This is a genomic window from Microbacterium sp. NPDC056003 (genome assembly GCF_042274785.1).
Taxonomy (GTDB): domain Bacteria; phylum Actinomycetota; class Actinomycetes; order Actinomycetales; family Microbacteriaceae; genus Microbacterium.
Window position 1 is genome coordinate 230011 of sequence record NZ_JBHJXQ010000004.1, and the last position, 20334, is coordinate 250344.

Genomic DNA, 20334 nt, shown 5'->3' on the forward strand with positions numbered 1-20334 from the left:
GCCGCCGGGACGCGGCATCCGCTCACCGCTCGTTCTGGCGCGGGATGACCACCTGGCGGTAGATGATCAGGATGCTCGCCGCCACGGGGATCGCGACGAGGGCGCCGAGCAGACCGAGCAGCGCACCGCCGGCGAGGGCGGCGATCACGACGACGGCGCCGGGCACCGAGACGGCGCGGCCCATGATGCGCGGCGAGATCACGTACGCCTCGATCTGCATGTAGATCAGGTAGTAGATCGCCGCGATGAGGGCGGTCGTGGGCGAGCCCAGCCCGAGGCAGAACAGCACGATGATCGTCGAGCCGGTGAGCGTTCCGACCAGCGGGATCAGCGAGAAGAAGAACGCGATCACCGCGAGCACGGCGGGGAACGGAGCGTCGATGATCGACAGGAAGATCGCGCTGAGCACACCGTTGATCACGCCGAGGCTGAGCTGCCCGATGACGTAGTAGCCGACCGAGTCGGTGATCTGCTCGCCGAGGTCGATGAACCGCGCCCGCTTCGACGCCGGGACCAGCTGGTACACCGCGCGCTTCAGGTTCGGCGTGGACGCCGTGAAGTAGATCGTCAGGATCAGCACGATGAACGCGCCCGCGAAGCCCGCGAGAACCGCGCCGCCGATCACGATGAGGCCGCCGCCGATCTGCTCGCCGATGGCTCCCACGTCGAGCGACTCGAACCAGTCGTTGAGGTAGGTGAAGACATCGTCGACGTTGAGGTTCGGGAAGGTCTCGGTCATCCAGGTCTTCGCCTCGGCGACCGGATTCCACCCCTTCTGGATGAGGTCCTGGATGTCGGAGACCAGCTGAGTGATCTGGCCGACGATGATCGGGACGATCATGAGGAGGATGCCCGCGAAGACGCCCAGGACCGCGAGGATCGTGATCAGCACCGCCGCCCACCGGGGGAGCTTGCGGCGCTCCAGCCACGCCACGATGGGGTCGAGGCCCAGTGAGAGGAACAGTGCCGTCCCGACGTAGAGCAGGATCGTCGACAGAGTCTGGATGCTGCCGATCAGCACGAGTCCGAGCCCGACGCCCAGAGTCGCGACGAACGCGACCCGGAACGGATTGTGCACCTTCATGCGGCCCTCCCGACCCTCCCGGCGCGCGCGCCGGACTTCCGTTCCGTCAGGATACGCACTGCGGACGCCCAGGCCCGCGATTGCGCCCTCCCGGGCCCCTTTCAGGTCGACTTCGCTAGTCTGAAATGTCGAATCGAGGGCCTTCGCCGTCCGGCGGGCCTGGGAGAGGTGTTATTCGTGCGTTTCGTTTGGGCTGTCGCGGCTTTCGTGCTCGCCGCCGTGATGATCGGGGCAGGCATCGCGCAGCGGACGATCTTCCAGGGACCCGAGAACGACATCGCCGCCATCTCGGTCGACGAGGATGCCCCGTACCTCGTGATCGACGGCACCGTCCTGAATGAGATTCCCGGTGCGCAGACGCTGCGCGCCCAGGGCGACGGCAACATCTTCGCCGCCTACGGGCGCACCGCCGACATGCAGGCCTGGCTCGCCGACACCTCCTACAACGTCGCGACCCTCGATGACGCGGGCGAGATCGTGACAGAGCTGGTGGAACCCGAGGCTCCCGCGTCCGAGGCGCCTGCCGAGGGCGAGGCGGCTGCGGAGGGCGACGCTGCGACCGGCGGCGAGGCTGTCGTCGACGAGACGGCGACCGAGGTACCCGGACGCTCTCCCGTCGGCTCCGACCTGTGGCTCGACGAGTTCCAGCAGAGCGACATCCTGATCGCGCCGCTCCAGCTGCCCTCCGATATGAGCGTGCTCGTCGCGAGCGACGGAACGCTGCCGGCGCCGTCGAACGTCTCGGTCTCGTGGCCGATCGCCAACTCGACGCCGTGGGCCGGACCGCTCATCGTGGGCGGCGGCATCCTGATGGCCGTCGGCGTGTTCCTGTACGTCCTCGGCATCCGCCACGCGCGCCGTTCGCGCGGCCCGCGCCGCAAGGGCCTCCCGATGCCCGTCACCGAGCCGATCGATCTCGCGATAGACGGCGCCGACAAGGGCGTCATCAGCTCGACGCCCCCGACGCGCCGCGCCGTGACCCGCGGCCGCCGCGCGTTCGCCGTGCTGCCCGTGGTCGCCGTGTCGGCACTGATGTTCAGCGGCTGCTCGGCCGACGCCTGGCCGCAGTTCGGGGCGACTCCGACTCCGACCCCGACAGCCACGGTGATCGATCAGGAGGGTCAGCAGGCGCCCGCCGTCACCAAGCCGCAGGCCGAACGCATCCTGTCCCGCATCGCCGCAACAGTCGCCGAGGCCGACGAGTCGAAAGACAAGGACCTCGCCGCGACCCGTCTGGACGGCGCCGCACTCGCGGCACGCACGACGAACTACACGCTCCGCGCCTCGATCGCCGACTACGCGGCTCCCGCGCCGATCGTCACGAAGCCGCTCGAGATCGTGCTGCCCGAGTCGAACGACGCGTGGCCGCGCTCGGTGATGGCGGTCGTCGACGACCAGGAGAGCAAGACCTCGAGCATCATGGTGCTCACGCAGCAGGACGCGTGGGCGCCCTACAAGCTCTCCTACTCCGCGGGTCTCGAGGCGTCGACGGAGATGCCCGATCTCGCGCCGTACTACATCGGCGCGGTCGAGCCTGCCGCCGACTCGCCGTTCCTGATCATGGCGCCCGAGGACCTCGCCGCGGCCTACGCCGACATCATCAACAAGGGCGAGGAGAGCGTGCACTACGACATGTTCGAGGCGGAGGGCGACCAGCTTCGCGCGAGCATCGCCGCCGACCGCCAGCGCCGTCTCGAGTCCTTCAACGAGACGGCCTCCAAGACGGGCAGCCTGACGTTCTCGTCGGGTCCCGGCCAGTTCGGGCCCCTCGCCCTCGCGACGGTGGAGAGCGGCGCCATCGTGGCGGTCAACCTCATCGAGGTCGACACGGTCAAGCCGACCGACCCGGGCGCGGTCATCAAGCTGCCCGACAACCCGACGGTGAAGACCCTCGCAGGCGCCGATCAGTCGGCGAGTGGCTTCACGACGACGTTCACCGACCAGGTGTTCTTCTACGTTCCCGGGCAGGGTTCGACGGATAAGATCCGCCTGCTCGGATACTCCTCCGACATCCTCGACGCGAAGGTGATCAAGTGACCGACCCCACCTCGGGCGCCGCGCTGCGCGGCGCTGTGGATCTCTCCGCTCTGCGCAACCGGCCTGCCGCAACGCCGGCGGGGCAGGAGCCGGCAGCGGCTCCCGCCGGGTCCGTGCCCTCCCTGGTCATGGACGTCACCGACGACACGTTCGCGCAGGTGCTCGAACTCTCGCGCACGGTCCCGGTCGTCATCGACCTGTGGGCCGAGTGGTGCGGACCCTGCAAGCAGCTCAGCCCGGTACTCGAGCGCGTGGTCACCGAGCTCGGCGGACGCCTGGTGCTGGCGAAGGTCGACGTCGATGCGAACCCGCAGCTGTCGCAGGCGTTCCGGGCGCAGTCGATCCCGATGGTCGTCGCGCTCGTGGCGGGTCAGCCCGTGCCGATGTTCACCGGCGCGGTTCCCGAGCAGCAGGTGCGCGAAGTCTTCGCTCAGCTCCTCCAGCTCGCCGCGCAGAACGGCGTGACCGGCACGGTGAGCGTGTCGGAGGATGCCGCGGCCGAGGCGCCCGAGCCGGTCGAGCCTCCGCTGCCGCCGCTGCACGCCGAAGCTTTCGAGGCCATCGAGGCGGGGGACTACCCACGCGCGATCGCCGCCTACGAGAAGGCGCTGGCGGAGAACCCGCGCGACGCGGATGCCCGCGCGGGGCTGGGTCAGGTTCGCCTGCTGGACCGTGTGCAGGGTGCGGATCTGCAGGCCGCCCGCGCTGCGGCTGCCGCCGCACCCACCGACGTCGATGCGCAGCTCGCCGTGGCCGACCTCGACGTCGCCGGCGGACATGTCGACGACGCGTTCGATCGTCTGCTCGAGCTGTTCGCCCAGCTGCCGTCCGACCAGCGCCCGCCGGTGCGCGAGCGCCTGCTCGAACTGTTCGCGCTCGTCGGCGACGCCGATCCGCGCGTCACGCGCGCTCGCGCGCAGCTGGCCTCGCTCCTGTTCTGACGCGGCTCGCGGCGCCGTCACCCCTGCGTGGGTGAAGGGATGTGGGCCTGCGGGTCATGCCGCAGCCACAGCACGCCGAGCGGCGGCAGCACGAGCTTCGCGCGACCGCCCTCGCCTGCGTGGACCACGCCGAGGTTTCCCACACCCGAGCCGCCGAAGGCCGCGGCATCCGTGTTGAGCACCTCATGCCAGACACCGCGCTCCGGCAGATCCAGCTCGTACGACGTGATCGGCTCGCCCGAGAAGTTGCAGACCACGGCGACGGAGTTGCCGTGCCAGTCGCGGCGCGCGAACGCGATGACGTTGGGATTCCACAACGGCGCCCCCAGTCGCACGAAGGCAGCGCCGTCGCTGTCGCGCGCCCACAGGGCGGAGTGGTCGCGGTACACACGGTTGAGTGTCGCGACGAACGAGTGCAGCTGCGCATGCGAGGGCTGATCCAGCAGCCACCAGTCCAGTGAACGTCCTTCCGACCACTCGGAGAGCTGGCCGAACTCCTGGCCCATGAACAGCAGCTGCTTGCCCGGGTGACCCCACATGTAGGCGAGGAATGCGCGCATGTTCGCGAGCTGCTGCCAGTGGTCGCCCGGCATGCGTCCGATGAGACTGCCCTTGCCGTGCACGACCTCGTCGTGGCTGATCGGCAGAACGAAGTTCTCACTGAACGCGTAGACGAACGAGAACGACAGCTCACCCTCGTGGTGCGAGCGGTACATCGGGTCGCGCTTGATGTACTGCAGCGAGTCGTTCATCCAGCCCATGTTCCACTTGAAGCCGAAGCCGAGGCCGGCCTGGTTCGTCGGAGCGGTGACCCCGGGGAAGCTCGTGGACTCCTCGGCGATCATCGCGATGCCCGGGTAGCGCTTGTAGGCGGTGGCGTTGACCTCCTGCAGGAAGCGGATGGCCTCGAGGTTCTCCCTCCCACCGTGCACGTTGGGCACCCACTCGCCGTCTTCCCGCGAGTAGTCGAGGTACAGCATCGACGCCACCGCGTCGACCCGCAGTCCGTCGACGTGGAACTCCTCGAACCAGTACAGCGCGTTCGCGACGAGGAAGTTGCGCACCTCGTTGCGACCGTAGTCGAAGATGTACGTGCCCCAGTCGCGGTGCTCGCCGCGCCGCGGGTCGGGGTGCTCGTACAGCGCCTCGCCGTCGAAGCGGGCGAGGGCGAAGGCATCCTTCGGGAAGTGCCCGGGCACCCAGTCCATGATCACGCCGATGCCTGCGCCGTGCAGGCGGTCGATCAGGTAGCGGAGGTCGTCGGGGTGGCCGAACCTGCTCGTCGGCGCGTAGTACCCGGTGACCTGGTAGCCCCACGAGCCGCCGAAGGGATGCTCCGCCAGAGGCAGGAACTCGACGTGGGTGAAGCTCTGCGCGCCGACGTACTCGATGATCTGGTCGGCGGCCTCGCGATAGGACAGCCCCGGTCGCCAGGAGCCGAGGTGGAGCTCGTAGACCGACATGGGCGAGGAGACGGGCGTCGACTTCGCCCGGCGCTTCATCCATTCGTCGTCTTCCCAGCGATACGACGAATGCGTCACGACCGATGCGGTGGCCGGCGGGATCTCGGCGAAGCGGGCCATCGGGTCGGCCTTCGTGACCCACCCGCCCGAACGGCTCAGCAGCTCGAACTTGTACGTCGCACCGGCGCCGACGCCGGGCACGAACAGCTCCCACACGCCGCTGCCGCCCATGGAGCGCATGGCATGGCCCTGGCCGTCCCAGTCGTTGAACGAGCCGACGATCCGCACGGCGCGGGCATTCGGCGCCCACACCGCGAAGGCGGTGCCGCTCGTGCCCTCGAACTCGCGCACATGAGCTCCGAGCACGCGCCAGAGCTCCTCGTGGCGACCCTCACCGATGAGATGGAGGTCGAGCTCGCCGATCGACGGCGGGAAGCGATAGGGGTCGTCGGCGACGTAGTCGGGACCGTCGTCGTACGTGGTCACGAGTTCGTAGCGGCGCAGGGAGCCCGAGCGGGTCCCCTCCCAGATTCCCGCTCGCACATGTTCGAGCGGCACGCGCGTGCCGTCGACGAACACCGCGGTCACGCTTCGGGCGAGCGGGCGTCGGGCACGAACTGTCCACAGCGTGCCGCCCTCGGCGTCGTGGCCGGCGTGGATGCCGAGCACGCTGTGCGGGTCATGGTGGGCGCCCCCGGCGATCGCGTCGAGCACCTCATCGGTCGTCGTCATCGCGTCTCCTTGACATGGAGGATGTGCACGGGCTCACGGAAGGCATCCAACTGGACGAAGTTGTGGTCGGACCAGGTCCAGCGCGCGCCCGTGACGAGGTCCTCGACCTCGTACGGGTCCCCGGGCTGGACGCCCCACACACGGGTGTCGAGGTGGACCATCGTCTGGCGCACCGAGTGCGGGTCGGTGTTGACCACGACGATGATGGTGTCGCTGACGCCGGTCGGCGACAGGGCCGCCGGCAGATGCTTCGCGTACACGAGGATCGCGTCGTCGTCGCTCCAGTGGATGGTGATGTTGCGGAGCTGGCGCAGCGACGGGTGCTCGCGGCGGATCTCGTTGAGCCGCCGGATCCACGGGGCGAGCGAGTCGCCGCGCGCTTCGGCGCCCTCCCAGTCGCGCACCTTGATCTCGTACTTCTCGTTGTCGATGTTCTCCTCGGACCCGGGCCTGGCCACATTCTCGAACAGCTCGTAGCCCGCGTACACGCCCCACGTCGGCGCGGCCGTGGCCGCGAGCGCCGCCCGGATGACGTAGGCCGGGCGGCCGCCGAACTGGAGGTACTCCGTCAGGATGTCGTGGGTGTTGACGAACAGGTTCGGCCGCATGAAGTCGGCCGTCTCGGTGGCGATCGACGTGAAGAACTCCTCGAGCTCCTTCTTGGTGTTGCGCCACGTGTAGTACGAGTAGCTCTGCTGGAAGCCGGCCTTCGCGAGGGTCTGCATGACTTCCGGACGGGAGAACGCCTCCGCGAGGAAGATCACGTCGGGGCGATCCGCGTTCACCGTCGCGATGAGCCACTCCCAGAACTCCAGAGGCTTGGTGTGCGGATTGTCGACGCGGAAGATCGTCACGCCCTGCGCGATCCAGTGGCGCACCACGCGCAGCACTTCGGCGTAGATGCCCTCGGGATCGTTGTCGAAGTAGACCGGATAGATGTCCTGATACTTCTTCGGCGGATTCTCGGCGTAGGCGATGGAGCCGTCCGGGAGCGTGACGAACCACTCCGGGTGCTCGATGACCCAGGGGTGGTCGGGGGATGCGTTGAGCGCGAGGTCGAGCGCGACCTCCAGGCCGTTCTCGCGCGCCGCCCGCACGAACGCGCGGAAGTCGGCCATCGAGCCCAGCTCGGGGCTGACCGCGTCGTGGCCGCCGTCGGCGGATCCGATCCCGTACGGCGAGCCCGGGTCTCCCGGTTCGGCCGTGAGGGTGTTGTTGCGGCCCTTCCGGTTGGTGGTGCCGATCGGATGCACCGGCGGGATGTACAGCACGTCGAAGCCCATGTCGCGCACCGCGGGCATACGGGCACGGGCGGTGCGCAGATTGCCGGGCTTCACGCGCCCGTCCTTCAGGCGCTTCGCGCCCTCGGAGCGGGGGAAGAACTCGTACCACGCGCCCACGCCGGCGCGCTCGCGCTCGACGAGCAGTTCGAGGGTGGGGCCGATCGACGCGATCGACATCAGCGGACGGTGGGCGAAGTAGCCGGTGATCGCGGCATCCCGCACGACGGCGAGCGCTCCGGCGCTGTCGACGCCCGGGTCGCGGAGCAGGGCTGCGGCGCCGGCGAGCGCCTTGCGCTCGGGCGCGGAGCGGTCCTTCTCGGTGCGCGCACGGTCGAAGAGCAGTGCGCCCATCTCTCGCATCAGCCCCACGTCGACGCCCGCGGCGATCTTGACGTCGGCGGCGTGCTGCCACGTGAGGAAGTCGTCGCCGAAGGCCTCGAACCGGAACGTCCACAGGCCGTCCTCGAGGAGGGCGACGGTGGTCATCCAGCGGTCCAGCCCGTTCTCGAGCGGCGTCACTGCGTGCAGCGACTCGTCGCCGGACGGGGAGAAGAGCCGCAGATGGACGCCGATCCGGTCGTGGCCCTCACGGAAGGCGGTCACCCCGAACGGCACGGCCTCCCCGTTGAAGGCCTTCGCCCGGTACGGCTCGCCCGAGATCGACGGCGAAGGCTTGGTGAGCGGGATGCGCCCCGTCATCGTCACGACGTGCGATTCGCGCAGCGGGGCGGGACGGACGGGAAGGGCGGAGAGGCTCCGCCACGGACGTGGGGGAGTCGGACGCGTCGGTGATGCCACGGTTCGAACCTACCGGCCGTGATGACGGCTCGATAGGAGCTTGCGGGTCGCATTCCGTGGATGCTCACTCCGCGCGGAAGAGATGCATCGACGTTCCGGGCACGGCGACGACATCGCCGGGAGCGTGGTCGTCGCGATCGTCGACGGGGGTCTCGTCGACGCTCGACCACAGTGAGACATACCGCGTGACGCCGTCGATCTCCGGAAGCGTGACCTCGGTGTCCCGCTCGGTGCCGTGCACGATGAGAAGGATGCGGTTGAACTCCTCCACCTCGGGTGTGGACGCGGCGACGTACTGGAGGGTGCGGTGCGAGGAGCTCGTCCAGCGTTCGCCCGACATCGTCTCGCCGTGCTCGTCGAACCACTCCATGACCGAGGCGGACGGCGTGTGCTCGTCGAGCCGCGCGAACCGGATGGGCCGCAGCGCAGGGTTCTCGCGGCGCAGCGCGATGAGGCGCTGCACGTGGGCGAACAGATCGCGCTGCCAGTCGGCGTGCTCCCACGAGAGCCAGGTCAGCGGCGAGTCGTGGCAGTAGGCGTTGTTGTTCCCGCGCTGGGTGCGGCCGAACTCGTCGCCGGCCGTCAGCATCGGGATGCCGGCGGAGAGCAGCAGCGTCCCGAGCAGGTTCCGCATCGCCTTGCGGCGTGTGGCGAGGATGCCCTCGTCGTCGGTGGGCCCCTCCGCGCCGTGGTTGAAGGAGCGGTTGGTGTCGGCCCCGTCGCGGTTCTGCTCGCCGTTGCCCAGGTTGTGCTTGACGTCGTAGGACACGAGGTCGCGCAGCGTGAAGCCGTCATGCGCGGTGACGAAATTCACGCTCGCGAGCGGGCCGCGCTCCTGCGAGAAGGTGTTCGCCGATCCGGCCAGCCGTGTGGCGAAGCCGCCGATGCCGACCGGCGCAGCCGACGCGCGCCGGGCGTAGTCGACGTCGCTCAGCCAGAAGTTGCGCACGCGGTCGCGGTAGCGGTCGTTCCACTCGCTCCAGCCGTCGCCGAAGTTCCCCGTCTGCCAGCCCCCCATCCCGACGTCCCACGGCTCGGAGATCTTCTTGACGCCGGCGAGCGCCGGGTCGTCGATGATCGCGCGCAGCAGCGGGTGGTCGGGGGTGAAGTGGTGGTCGGCGTCGCGGCCGAGCGTCGCGGCGAGATCGAAGCGGAAGCCGTCGATCTGCACCTCGTTCGCCCAGTAGCGCAGCGAATCCAGGATCAGCCGGGCCGCGGCATCCGTCGATGTGTCGACCGAATTGCCGCAGCCCGTGACGTCGATGTAGGCGCCGTCGTCCTGCTGCCGGTAGTAGGCGCGGTTGTCGATACCACGCAGGCTCGACCGCGGACCGCCGATGCCCTCTTCGGCGGTGTGGTTGTACACGACGTCGAGGACCACCTCGAGGCCCGCCTCGTGGAGCAGCCGCACCATGCCCTTGAACTCGCGCAGGACCGATTCGGGGCCCTCGCGTCGCGACTGCGCCGTCGCATACGGCGCGTGCGGTGTGAAGAAGTTGAGACTGTTGTAGCCCCAGTAGTTCGACAGTCCGTGCTGGAGCAGGCGCGGCTCGGTGGCGAACGCGTGCACGGGGAGCAGTTCGATGCTCGTCACGCCGAGCGCGAGGAAGTGCTCGATCATGGCCGGGTGCGCGAGCCCGGCATACGTGCCATGGAGGGCGGGCGGGACCCCGGGATGCCGCTTCGAGAGGCCCTTCAGATGCCCCTCGTACAGCACCGTGCGGTCGAGCGGGACCTCCGGCTTCTCCACGCCACCCCAGTCGAACGAACCGTCCACGACGACCGAGCGCCAGTCGTCGTACCCGCCGCGGGCGAGACCGCGGGAGTACGGCTCGACGAGCAGGGTGTTGCGGTTGAAGGTGTTGCCCGGGGCATGCGGGCCGTCGACGCGCACGGCGTACCGCGTACCCGCGCGCAGCAGATGCGTGGTGACTTCCCACACCCCGCCTCCGACGGGCTCGAGCGGGAGGCTGTCGGTGGCCCAGTCGAGGTCGGTGTCGTCGAATACGACCAGCTCCATCGCCTGCGCCGCGCCCGACCAGATGCGCAGCCGTCCGCCGTCGGGCCCGAGCGTGACACCGAGGTCGTCGAGGTCGGTGCTGAGCAGACCCGCGGAGAGGGTCGACCCGGCGGACGGAGCGGAAGACATGCGACCTACAGTAGTAAGCGCGTGAGTCGGCGGTGTTACGGCACCCGGTTCCCACACACATGAGACGCAGTCGCGCCGGTCCTCCGGCCGCGGCAGGAGGAGGTGGACGATGCAGGTCTACCTCGACCACGCCGCGACGACGCCGCTGCGGCCGGAAGCCCGCGACGCCTGGCTGCGCGCGTCCGCCGACGTCGGCAACGCGTCGTCGATCCACGGTTACGGCCAGACCTCGCGCAGGCTGCTCGAGGAGTCGCGCGAGCGGCTGTCGCAGGTGCTCGCCTGCGACCCGATGGAGGTCGTCTTCACATCGGGCGGCACGGAGGCGGTCAACCTCGCGGTGAAGGGGCTGTGGTGGGCGCGGGAGGCCGGGGCCGACGCGGTGGTCCTCCCCGACGGCGAGCACCACGCGACCCTCGACGCCATCGAGTGGCTGCGCACCGCGGAAGGCGCGGCGGTGCGCCACGTCGCGCTCGATGCCCGCGGCGCGATCCAGCCGGAAGCCTTCGCCGCGAGCCTCGACGGTGCCGCGTTCGCGACGGCGCTGGCCGCCAACAACGAGGTCGGAACCGTCAACGACGTCGTCCGCCTCGCCGCTGCGGCAGGGGAGGCCGGAGTTCCGCTGCACGTCGACGCCGTGGCCGCGTTCGGGCACCTCCCGGTCAGCTTCCGACGATGGCGAGCGGATGCGACGGGCCACACGGGACTGTGCGCGTTGAGCGTGTCGGCGCACAAGGTCGGCGGCCCGGCCGGTGTGGGCGCCCTGCTCGTGTCGCGGCACGCGCGGCTCGCTCCGCTCCTCCACGGCGGCGGACAGCAGCGGGGCCTCCGCGCCGGAACGCAGGACGTGGCGGGCGCCGCGGCGTTCGCTGTGGCGGCGGAGCTGGCCGAAGCCGAGCGGGAGGCCGAGGCGGCGCGGCTGGCCGCGCTTCGCGAACGGCTGGTGCGCGGCATCCTGTCCACCGTGCCCGAAGCTGAGCTGCTCGGCGATCCGGACCACCGCATCCCCGGGAACGCCCACGTGCTGTTCCCCGGCGCCTCGGGAGAGACGCTGCTGTTCCTGCTGGATCAGGCGGGCATCGCGGTCTCGACGGGATCGGCGTGCCAGGCGGGCATCCCCGAGCCCTCGCACGTCGTGCTGGCGCTGGGGCGGTCGGATGCCGAGGCCCGCCAGGTGCTGCGGCTCACTCTCGGGCGCACGACCGTCGACGACGACGTCGACCGCGTGCTCGCGGAGCTTCCGCCCGCGGTGGAACGTGCCCGGGCGGCATCCGGGTCGTCCTCAGGCGGCCGCTCGTAGACTGGAGCCCATGCGGATCCTTGCGGCGATGAGCGGTGGCGTCGACTCCGCCGTCGCGGCGGCGCGGGCCGTGGAGGCCGGGCACGACGTCGTCGGCGTGCACCTGGCGCTCTCGCGGGCCGGCGGCACGCTGCGGACCGGCAGCCGGGGCTGCTGCACGATCGAGGACGCGATGGACGCGCGCCGCGCCGCGGACCTCATCGGGATCCCGTTCTACGTGTGGGATTTCTCGGAGCGTTTCCGCGATGACGTGATCGAGGACTTCGTGTCGGAGTACCGCGCGGGCCGCACACCGAACCCCTGCATGCGGTGCAACGAGAAGATCAAGTTCGCCGCCCTGCTCGAGCGCGCGATCGAGCTCGGCTTCGACGCCGTCTGCACGGGCCACTACGCCACGCTGGTCGAGACCGGCGAGGGGCTGGAGCTGCACCGGGCGTCCGATGCCGCGAAGGACCAGTCCTACGTGCTCGGCGTGCTCACGGCCGAGCAGCTCGCGCACACGTATTTCCCGCTCGGTTCGACCCCGTCCAAGGCGATCGTGCGAGCCGAGGCCGAGACCCGCGGGCTGACGGTCGCGCACAAGCCCGACAGCCACGACATCTGCTTCATCCCCGACGGCGACACACGCGGCTGGCTGGCCGAGAAGGTGGGAACCGCGCGCGGCGACGTCGTCGACCGCACCGGCGCGGTGGTCGGGCGCCACGAGGGTGCGCACGCCTTCACCGTCGGTCAGCGGCGCGGGCTGTCGCTCGGCGTTCCCGCGCCCGACGGCAAGCCCCGCTTCGTGCTCGAGGTGCGCCCCGTCACCAACACGGTGGTGGTCGGCCCCAAGGAGGCCCTCGCCACCGCCGAGATCTCGGGAGAGCGCCACTCGTGGGCCGGACGCCCACAGGCGCCCGGCGACTTCGACTGCGATGTGCAGATCCGCGCGCACGCCGATCCCGTTCCCGCCCGGGCGACCCTCGCAGACGGGCGTCTGACCGTGGTACCCGAGACGCCGTTCGACGGCGTCGCGCCGGGGCAGACGGCCGTCCTCTACGACGGCACGCGGGTCATCGGCCAGTTCACGATCGACCGCACCGTCTCGGCGGTTCCCGTCGACGCGTAGAGCGGATGCCGCGCCCCGGCGCCGGGCGTCCAGCCCCTTCTGCTGTCCGTGACCGCTCCTAGACTGGCGGCGTGACGGATGACGCTGAGCTCGCTACGCCCGCCTCCACCCCGAGCGATGCCGCGGCCGCTCTTCCCGCCGATCCCGGACTCCCGGCCGCCCGCGCCGAGGCTGCGGAACTGACGGAGCGGATCCTCGGTGCGCGCGACGCCTACTACGGCCGCAACGCCGAGATCGTCGATGACGCCACCTACGACGGCTGGATGCACCGGCTCGAAGAACTCGAGCGGCTGCACCCCGAGCTGCAGGGCCAGGATTCGCCCACCCAGACGGTCGGCGCCGCCGAGAGCTCGATGTTCGCTCCCGTCGAGCACGCCGAGCGCATGCTCAGCCTCGACAACGTGTTCAGCCTCGACGAGCTTCGCGAATGGTGTGCGAAAGCAGAGACCGGCGCCGGCCGCCGGGTGCGCTGGCTCACCGAGCTCAAGATCGACGGCCTCGCCATCAGCCTCCGCTACGAGCGCGGCGTTCTGACCTCGGCGGCGACGCGCGGCGACGGACGCACGGGCGAAGACGTCACCATCAACGCGGTGCGGGTGCCGGGCATCCCGCAGAGGCTCGGCGGCGCGGGCCACCCCGACATCGTCGAGGTGCGCGGCGAGGTGTTCATCCCGGTCGCGGCGTTCGCGAAGCTCAACGAGCTCCAGGCAGACATGCGTGACCGCGCCGTCGCCGAGAGCCGTGCCCGCGGCCGAGCGTTCGACGAGGCGAAGGCACGGGCGAGCGCCGAGCGGCGATTCCCGTCGTTCGCGAACCCGCGCAACGCGGCGTCGGGCGGTCTGCGCCAGCAGCTCGACAAGAAAGACGGGCTCGAGCGCGAGGCGGGCCAGGCGCGGCTCGATTCGCTGCGCCTCTTCGTGCACGGCATCGGCGCCTGGGAACGGCCGCCGGTCGAGTCGCAGAGCGAGATCTACGGACTGCTCGCGGAGTGGGGACTGCCGGCGAGCCCGTACTTCCGCACCTTCGACGACATCGACGGCGTGCTCGACTTCGTCGCGCACTACGGCGACCATCGACACGATGTCGAGCACGAGATCGACGGCGTCGTGGTCAAGGTGGATGAGCTCGCGCTGCATGATGAGCTCGGAGCCACCAGCCGCGCGCCGCGCTGGGCGATCGCGTACAAGTACCCGCCCGAGCAGGTGAACACGAAGCTGCTCGACATCGTCGTATCGGTGGGCCGCACCGGGCGGGCGACCCCGTTCGCGGTGATGGCGCCCGCACGAGTGGCGGGCTCGGTCGTGCGCCAGGCGACTCTGCACAACCAGGACGTCGTCCGCGCGAAGGGTGTGCTCATCGGCGACACCGTCGTGCTGCGCAAGGCGGGGGACGTGATCCCCGAGGTCCTCGGGCCGGTCGTCGAGTTGCGCGACGGCACCGAGCGCGAGTTCGTCATGCCGGCGGACTGCCCCGAGTGCGGCTTCCCGCTCGCGCCGGCGAAGGAAGGCGACATCGACCTCCGGTGCCCGAACACGCGCGCCTGCCCCGCACAGGTGCGCGGGCGGGTCGAGCACATCGGCTCGCGTGGCGCCCTCGACATCGAGGCCCTCGGCGAGGTGACCGCCGCCGCGTTGACGCAGCCGTCGGTGCCCGAGGTCCCGCCGCTGCAGACCGAGGCGACGCTGTTCGACCTGACGATCGACCAGCTGGTGCCGATCGAGGTCGTCGTGCGCGACGCCGAGACCGGCGAGCCCCGCATCGATGAGAAGACGGGGGAGCCGGTGCGACGGGCACCGTTCCGGCGCAACCCGAGCGGTGCCGAGAAGAAGGCCGGGGTCACCGGCCCGCAGCCGTCGGCCCAGGCGCTGACGCTGATCGATCAGCTCGAGCGCGCGAAGACGAAAGAGCTCTGGCGCTTCCTCGTCGCGCTCAACATCCGCCACGTCGGTCCGGTCGCCGCGCGTGCCCTTGCGCAGTGGTTCGGCTCCGTCGAAGCAATCCGTGCGGCCTCCCGGGACGAGCTCGCCGCGGTCGAAGGCGTCGGCGGAATCATCGCCGACTCGCTCGACGAGTGGTTCGCCGTGGACTGGCACCAGGAGATCGTCGAGAAGTGGGCCGCCGCAGGAGCTCAGCTCGCCACTCCCGGACACCCGGGTCCCGGAGCGGCGCAGGCGGCCGGCGGGGTGCTCGAAGGCCTCACCGTCGTCGCCACCGGCAGCCTCGAGGGATACACCCGCGAGGGCGCGCAGGAGGCCATCATGCAGGCCGGCGGCAAGGCTGCGTCGAGCGTGTCCAAGAAGACCGACTTCGTCGCCGCAGGGCCGGGCGCCGGGTCCAAACTGGCCAAGGCAGAAGAGCTGGGCGTGCGGATCCTCGACGCGGCGCAGTTCCACATCCTCGTCACGCAAGGGCCCGCCGCGCTCGACGCACTCGACCCCGACGCGGGGTGAGCCTCCCGCCGGCGCGACGCGGCCCGTTGCCCTTCGTCGGGCTGGGCGCTCGTGGCGGCCCCGCTCGCACGATCAGTGAGGGACCGGCGCGGTCCGCCCGGTACCGCGCAAGAAGTCCGAGGGCGGCATCTCGAGCTCGACGTCGTCGGTCTCGGGCGCTTCGACGCATGAGCTGAGTGGCGGGTCGAAGATGGGCTGCGCGGGGGCGGCGAACGCCGACGATGCGAATCCGACGGCGGCGCCCGCCGCGCCTGCGGCGAGGAGCACGATGACCGCCCGTGCTGTGTGGTGTGACGCGTTCATGACGTCGACCTTTCTTCCTTGATGGGATGCATCCACGGTGCGCCGGCCGGCCGCCGGGCACATCGGGGCCCGGCCCTCAGATCGGCCACGTTGATCCTCAGATGCCCGGCGGAGCGACGCATTCGCTGTCACACTGGGGACGTGGGCCCACGCGATTCGGGCACAACACGGCAGATCGTCGGGCGGGACGACGTCCGGCGCAGGATCGTTGCGCGCTTGGACCCGCCCGGGACGAACGGGGGCGGCTCGATCGTCCTCACCGGCGAGCCGGGCGTCGGCAAGACCACGCTTGCCAAGGACGCGGTCTCGCGCATATCGAATCCCGCTGTCTATGCCGGATCATGCCTCCCGCTGTCGACCGTCTCCGTGCCGATGCTGGTCTTTCGCACGATGTTCCGCGGCAGCGGACCTGGCGCTCTCGTGGACTTCGACACCGCGCCCGCCACGGCGCTCCTCGCTCTCGACGCATGGCTGGACGACCGAGCTGCGGAACAGCATGTGGTCTTGCTCGTCGACGATCTGCAGTGGGCTGACAGTGCCACTCTCGACGCTGTCCTCTTTCTGATGTCGGGACCCCCGGACCGCCGGGTGAGCGTCGTGTCGACCGTCCGCGAGGAGCCGACCGTCATTGCGCGGCCGGTGGACCGCTGGCTGTCGAGCGCGCGACACGTCGAGTCCTGCGACGTCGTCGCCCTGGGTCCGCTCGACCGGGCCGGCACGACGGAGCACTTGACCGTCCTGCTGGGACGTTCGCCGCATCAGACTCTCGTCGAGGAGGTCTGGGCGCACACGAGGGGCTATCCCTATTTCACCGCGCTGACGGTCGAGGGAATCGACCCCGACGCGCGTCACCTGCCGCCCCGCCTGCCGGAGCGTCTCGCCGAGGCGGTGCTCGCGCCTGCACACGATCTGGGTGAGACGGTCGCCGGTCTGCTGCGCGTCCTCGCCGTCGCCGGGAGGCCGTTGACTGCGGCTGAACTGCGGCAGGTCGTGGTCGCAGACTCGGCGCCCAGCCGGGCCGACATCGATCGTGCTCTCACGTCGGCGGCCGAGGCAGGCGTGACCGGCGTCAGTCCGGACGGTGCGCACTGGTTCCGGCACCCACTGTCCGCGGAGCTGCTGGCAGGAGAGCTCTCCGAGCCTGAGCAGATCTCCTGGCATGCCGCGTTCGTCCGCCGGGCACAGCAGCAGACGGAATCGGGGTCACTCGAGGACATCATCCGGCTCGCAGATCATGCTCTCGCGTCTGGGCACCCTGACGATGCGTACCGCTCGGCCGTCGCGGCGTGCCGCGCGGCTCTCGCCGCCGGGAGCTTCGCCCAAGCGCTGCGATTCGCCGACCGCGCTCTCGAGTGGCGCACTGAGGCGGATCTGCCCGGAGAGTCCATCGCGGAGCTGCTGGAGCTGCGCCGTCAGGCCGGCGCCGGATGCGGCAGCGATGCCGAGCTGGAGGCCGTCGAGGGACTCCTCGGGGTCATCCCGCCGGAGCACCGAGCACGGCGGCTCGCTCTCGAATCGCGCCGTCTGCTGCTGCGCGCCATGGCTCAGCTTCCCGCGCCCACCGATGACGAGGTGCGCGCCCTGCGGTCCCGCGTCGAGCCCGATCGCGCAGGCTGGGAGGATGCGTTCGCGCTGGCGGTCGCGTCCCTGTTCCTGCCGCCCCCGGAGGCGACGTCGGTCGCGGAGGAGGCGCTCTCCCTCGCTCGCACCACAGATCACGATGCGGTGCTGGCCTGGTCCCTGGTCGGCTGTCTTCAGGCGGCCGACCGCGCCGGAGACACAGCGCGGGTGCGCAGCCTCGCACCGGAAGCGCTGGATGCGGCGATCCGCGTCGGCGACGGCCTCGCGCACAACATGGTCACGCACATCGAGACGTCCGCGATGCATGGTGGAGACCCGGCAGCCTTCGCCGAGGCGATCCACCGTGCGAGGGTGGGTGCGGCGGGCAGACTGCCGCACCCCTTCGTCGCCTGGCTGGCCATGTGGGAGGCGACCGACTGGTTCCACCTGGGGCGGTGGGATCGTTGTTCCGAGGCGATCCGCTTCACCTTGAGCGAGTACCCCGGCCGGGCCGCCGATGTCGCCACGCGCGCGGTCGCCGGCTGGCTGGCCGTCCGGCAGGGTCGCCTGGAGCTCGCGAGCACCCACTTCGCGCGCGCTGACGAGCTGATCGCGGAGGGCCGGCTGGTCCGGGGCGTGGAGGACGTGTCGGGCCGTGCCGAGCTCCTGCTGACGCGCGGCGACACGGTCGCGGCGGCTCGGGTCGTCGACGCGGTCTCGGCATCGAGCGATGCGGAGGCGGTCGAAGCGATCCCCATCGCCGCGCGCATCCTCGCCGATCATGTCCGGGCGGGGCGGCCGGAGGCGACGCTGCCGCAGATGGTGCGCGCAGCGGCGAGGGAGACGGTCGCCGCGAAGGGGGCGGTGGTCGACGGGCGGGACCGGTCGTCGGTCTGCGCGGCCGTCCAGCGCGCGGAGCTCGCCCGGGCCGCCGACTCCGCCGATGCCGCCGACCGCTGGTTCGAGGCGGCCGCCGCGTGTGCCTCCGCCGAGCTGCCGTGGGAGGAGGCGTACTCGTGCGAGAAGGCAGCGGTGGCGTTGCTGATCGCGTCGCGTCCCGATCGGGCTGCGGCCGCGGCGCCGCTGCGCCACGCCACGGCCATCGCCGACCGTCTTGGCGCGCGGCCTCTCGCGGACGCGCTGCACCAGCTGGCGCGCTCGGCGCGGATTCCGCTGCCCGGGTCGGGCGCGCGGGACGTGGCACCCGGTCGCCCCCATCCGTCCTCCATCGACGGCCTCACTCCGCGCGAGATCGAGATCGTGCGGCTCGTCGTGGCGGGACGCACCTATCGCGAGATCGCGGGAGAGCTGTTCGTGAGCGAGAAGACCGTCAGCTCGCACATCTCGAACGTGCTGCGAAAGACAGGGTCGACGAACCGCATCGACCTGGCGCGGCGCGCCGCGGCGGTCACGCCCCTGTCGTCAGCGTGAGCAGGCGGTCGCGCACCTGGCGGCGCAGCACCTTGCCGATGAGCGACTTGGGCAGCTCGTCGACGACGAAGATGCGGCGGGGGACCTTGTACGGGGTGAGGATGCCGCGCGCGAACTCGCGCACGGCCTCGACGTCGATCTCCTCGCCGGGGGCGAGCACGACGGCGGCGACCACCTCTTCGCCGCTGTGCTCGCTCGGCAGGCCGACGACCGCGGCATCCTCGACCTGGGGATGCTGACGCAGGGCGGTCTCGACCTCCGTCGGAGCGACGTTGAACCCGCCCGTGATGATGAGCTCCTTGATGCGATCGACGACTCGCACGAACCCGGCATCGTCGATCACGACGATGTCGCCGGTGCGGAACCAGCCGTCGGTGAAGACCGCCTCGGTCTCCTCGGGCTTGCCGTAGTACCCGCCGAACACCTGCGGCCCGCGCACGATGAGCTCGCCCCGCTCGCCGTGCGGCACGTCCTGGGTGGGATCATCGGGGTCGACCACACGGCACTCCGTGCCGGGCAGCGGCAGGCCGACGGTTCCGGGCACGCGATTGTCGGCGACCGGGTTCGCCATGAGCACGGGGGAGCACTCACTGAGCCCGTATCCCTCGACGAGGTAGCCGCCCGATGCCGCCTCGAACGGCACGACGAGCTCGTGGGGGAGGGTCATGGCACCCGAGATCGCCACCTGCGTCCCGTGGAGCGACACCCCCTTCTCGCGCGCGGCCTTGAGCAGCCGATCGGCGATCGGCGGAACGAGCGGGAGGAACGTGGCCGGATGCTTCTTCGTCACCTCCAACACCATGTCGGGGTCGAAGCGCGGGAAGAGGACGAGGCGGGCGCCCATGGACATCGCGAATGTGAGGCAGAGCGTGAGCCCGTACGCGTGGAACATCGGCAGCACCGCGTAGACGACGCATCCCTCGCCACGCACGATCGACGGAACCCACGCACGGGCCTGCGCCGCGTTCGACAGCAGGTTTCGGTGAGTCAGCGACGCGCCCTTCGGCGACCCCGTCGTGCCGCTCGTGTATTGGATGAGCGCGAGATCGTCGGTCGCGGGCTTCGGATGCGTCGCCGGCAGCGGCTCCGACCCGACGATGTCCTCCCACGCGATGGCGCCGCTGACTCGCTCTGTGAGCGCCGTTCGCGCCTCGCGTGCCTTCGAGAGCGGAAGGCGCAGCGCGAGGCGCGTCGTGAGCGGCATGGCGCGCGTGATGTCGACCGAGATCAGCGACGTGACCGCGAGGTCGGTGGGGAACTCCTGCACCGTCTTCACGACCTTCGACCACACGATCGCGTGCTTCGCCCCGTGATCCTCGAACTGCTTGCGCAGCTCGCGCGGGGTGTAGAGCGGGTTGTGCTCGATGACGACGGCGCCCAGCCGCAGGATCGCGTAGAAGGCGACGATGTGCTGCGGGCAGTTCGGCAGCACGATCGCCACCGGATCTCCCGCCCGCACGCCCTGCGTCCGCAGCCCGGCGGCAGCGCGCTCGATCTGCTCGTGCAGCGACCGGTACGAGGTCTCGCGTCCGAAGAACTGCAGGGCCACAGCATCCGGATAGTCCTTGGCGGACTCCTCGACGATGTCGACCAGCGAGCCGCTGACGGGTTCGAGGTCCTGCGGCACGCCTTCGGCGTAGCTGGCGATCCACGGGCGAGGCGGGTCATAGGTCGTCACGTCGCCAGCCTACGCCTCGG

At 70.5% G+C, this 20334-nt stretch carries 12 protein-coding genes; 6 read left to right on the top strand and 6 right to left on the bottom strand.

Going from position 1 to position 20334, the window contains the following annotated elements:
- Positions 1-22 precede the first annotated feature (22 nt).
- Positions 23-1084 carry an AI-2E family transporter gene (locus ACFC1W_RS15830; RefSeq protein WP_241110447.1) on the bottom strand — a complete coding sequence of 354 codons (1062 nt, stop codon included), beginning with the start codon at positions 1082-1084 and terminating at the stop codon, positions 23-25.
- 177 nt (positions 1085-1261) lie between these two features.
- Between ACFC1W_RS15830 and ACFC1W_RS15835 the strand changes: the two genes are divergently transcribed.
- A complete protein-coding gene (locus ACFC1W_RS15835) occupies positions 1262-3121 on the top strand; it encodes a glycosyl transferase (protein WP_375994521.1) in 1860 nt (619 codons plus the stop codon).
- Entirely contained in the window at positions 3118-4062 is a 945-nt protein-coding gene (locus ACFC1W_RS15840) for a tetratricopeptide repeat protein (RefSeq protein ID WP_375994524.1), read from the top strand. Before ACFC1W_RS15835 ends, ACFC1W_RS15840 begins: the two co-directional genes overlap by 4 nt.
- Positions 4063-4079: 17 nt before the next feature.
- On the opposite strand, the gene glgB is transcribed toward ACFC1W_RS15840, so the two are convergent.
- The 3 genes from glgB to glgX form a co-directional block, all read right to left on the bottom strand.
- Complete coding sequence (gene glgB, locus ACFC1W_RS15845; protein ID WP_375994527.1) at positions 4080-6257, bottom strand: 1,4-alpha-glucan branching protein GlgB; 2178 nt, start codon at positions 6255-6257, stop codon at positions 4080-4082.
- Complete coding sequence (locus tag ACFC1W_RS15850) at positions 6254-8239, bottom strand: maltotransferase domain-containing protein (protein WP_375994586.1); 1986 nt, start codon at positions 8237-8239, stop codon at positions 6254-6256. Before ACFC1W_RS15850 ends, glgB begins: the two co-directional genes overlap by 4 nt.
- A gap of 163 nt (positions 8240-8402) precedes the next feature.
- Positions 8403-10487 (bottom strand): glycogen debranching protein GlgX, encoded by a 2085-nt coding sequence (glgX, locus tag ACFC1W_RS15855; protein WP_375994530.1) that lies wholly within the window; start codon positions 10485-10487, stop codon positions 8403-8405.
- Positions 10488-10596: 109 nt separating this feature from the next.
- On the opposite strand from glgX, the gene ACFC1W_RS15860 reads away from it, so the two are divergent.
- The 3 genes from ACFC1W_RS15860 (at position 10597) to ligA (ending at position 15342) form a co-directional block, all read left to right on the top strand.
- A complete protein-coding gene (locus ACFC1W_RS15860) occupies positions 10597-11784 on the top strand; it encodes a cysteine desulfurase family protein (RefSeq protein WP_375994532.1) in 1188 nt (395 codons plus the stop codon).
- 10 nt (positions 11785-11794) lie between these two features.
- Positions 11795-12892 (top strand): tRNA 2-thiouridine(34) synthase MnmA, encoded by a 1098-nt coding sequence (gene mnmA, locus ACFC1W_RS15865; protein WP_375994535.1) that lies wholly within the window; start codon positions 11795-11797, stop codon positions 12890-12892.
- A gap of 179 nt (positions 12893-13071) precedes the next feature.
- Positions 13072-15342, top strand: coding sequence for an NAD-dependent DNA ligase LigA (gene ligA / locus ACFC1W_RS15870; protein ID WP_375994588.1), 2271 nt, complete (start codon positions 13072-13074; stop codon positions 15340-15342).
- 72 nt (positions 15343-15414) lie between these two features.
- On the opposite strand, the gene ACFC1W_RS15875 is transcribed toward ligA, so the two are convergent.
- Positions 15415-15645 (bottom strand): hypothetical protein, encoded by a 231-nt coding sequence (locus tag ACFC1W_RS15875; protein ID WP_375994538.1) that lies wholly within the window; start codon positions 15643-15645, stop codon positions 15415-15417.
- A 21-nt stretch (positions 15646-15666) separates the two neighbouring features.
- On the opposite strand from ACFC1W_RS15875, the gene ACFC1W_RS15880 reads away from it, so the two are divergent.
- Entirely contained in the window at positions 15667-18636 is a 2970-nt protein-coding gene (locus ACFC1W_RS15880; protein WP_375994590.1) for an AAA family ATPase, read from the top strand.
- On the opposite strand, the gene ACFC1W_RS15885 is transcribed toward ACFC1W_RS15880, so the two are convergent.
- On the bottom strand, positions 18614-20314 hold the full coding sequence (locus ACFC1W_RS15885) for a long-chain-fatty-acid--CoA ligase (protein WP_375994541.1): 1701 nt from the start codon (positions 20312-20314) through the stop codon (positions 18614-18616). The genes ACFC1W_RS15880 and ACFC1W_RS15885 overlap by 23 nt on opposite strands.
- Between the last annotated feature and the right edge of the window lie 20 nt (positions 20315-20334).

What these genes read in the sequence shown, in the direction of transcription:
- ACFC1W_RS15830 (WP_241110447.1), bottom strand. Translation starts at nt 1,084, where the DNA reads ATGAAGGTGCACAATCCGTTCCGGGTCGCGTTCGTCGCGACTCTGGGC.
- glgB (WP_375994527.1), bottom strand. Translation starts at nt 6,257, where the DNA reads ATGACGACGACCGATGAGGTGCTCGACGCGATCGCCGGGGGCGCCCAC.
- ACFC1W_RS15850 (WP_375994586.1), bottom strand. Translation starts at nt 8,239, where the DNA reads ATGACGGGGCGCATCCCGCTCACCAAGCCTTCGCCGTCGATCTCGGGC.
- glgX (WP_375994530.1), bottom strand. Translation starts at nt 10,487, where the DNA reads ATGTCTTCCGCTCCGTCCGCCGGGTCGACCCTCTCCGCGGGTCTGCTC.
- ACFC1W_RS15860 (WP_375994532.1), top strand. Translation starts at nt 10,597, where the DNA reads ATGCAGGTCTACCTCGACCACGCCGCGACGACGCCGCTGCGGCCGGAA.
- mnmA (WP_375994535.1), top strand. Translation starts at nt 11,795, where the DNA reads ATGCGGATCCTTGCGGCGATGAGCGGTGGCGTCGACTCCGCCGTCGCG.
- ACFC1W_RS15875 (WP_375994538.1), bottom strand. Translation starts at nt 15,645, where the DNA reads ATGAACGCGTCACACCACACAGCACGGGCGGTCATCGTGCTCCTCGCC.
- ACFC1W_RS15880 (WP_375994590.1), top strand. Translation starts at nt 15,667, where the DNA reads ATGGGATGCATCCACGGTGCGCCGGCCGGCCGCCGGGCACATCGGGGC.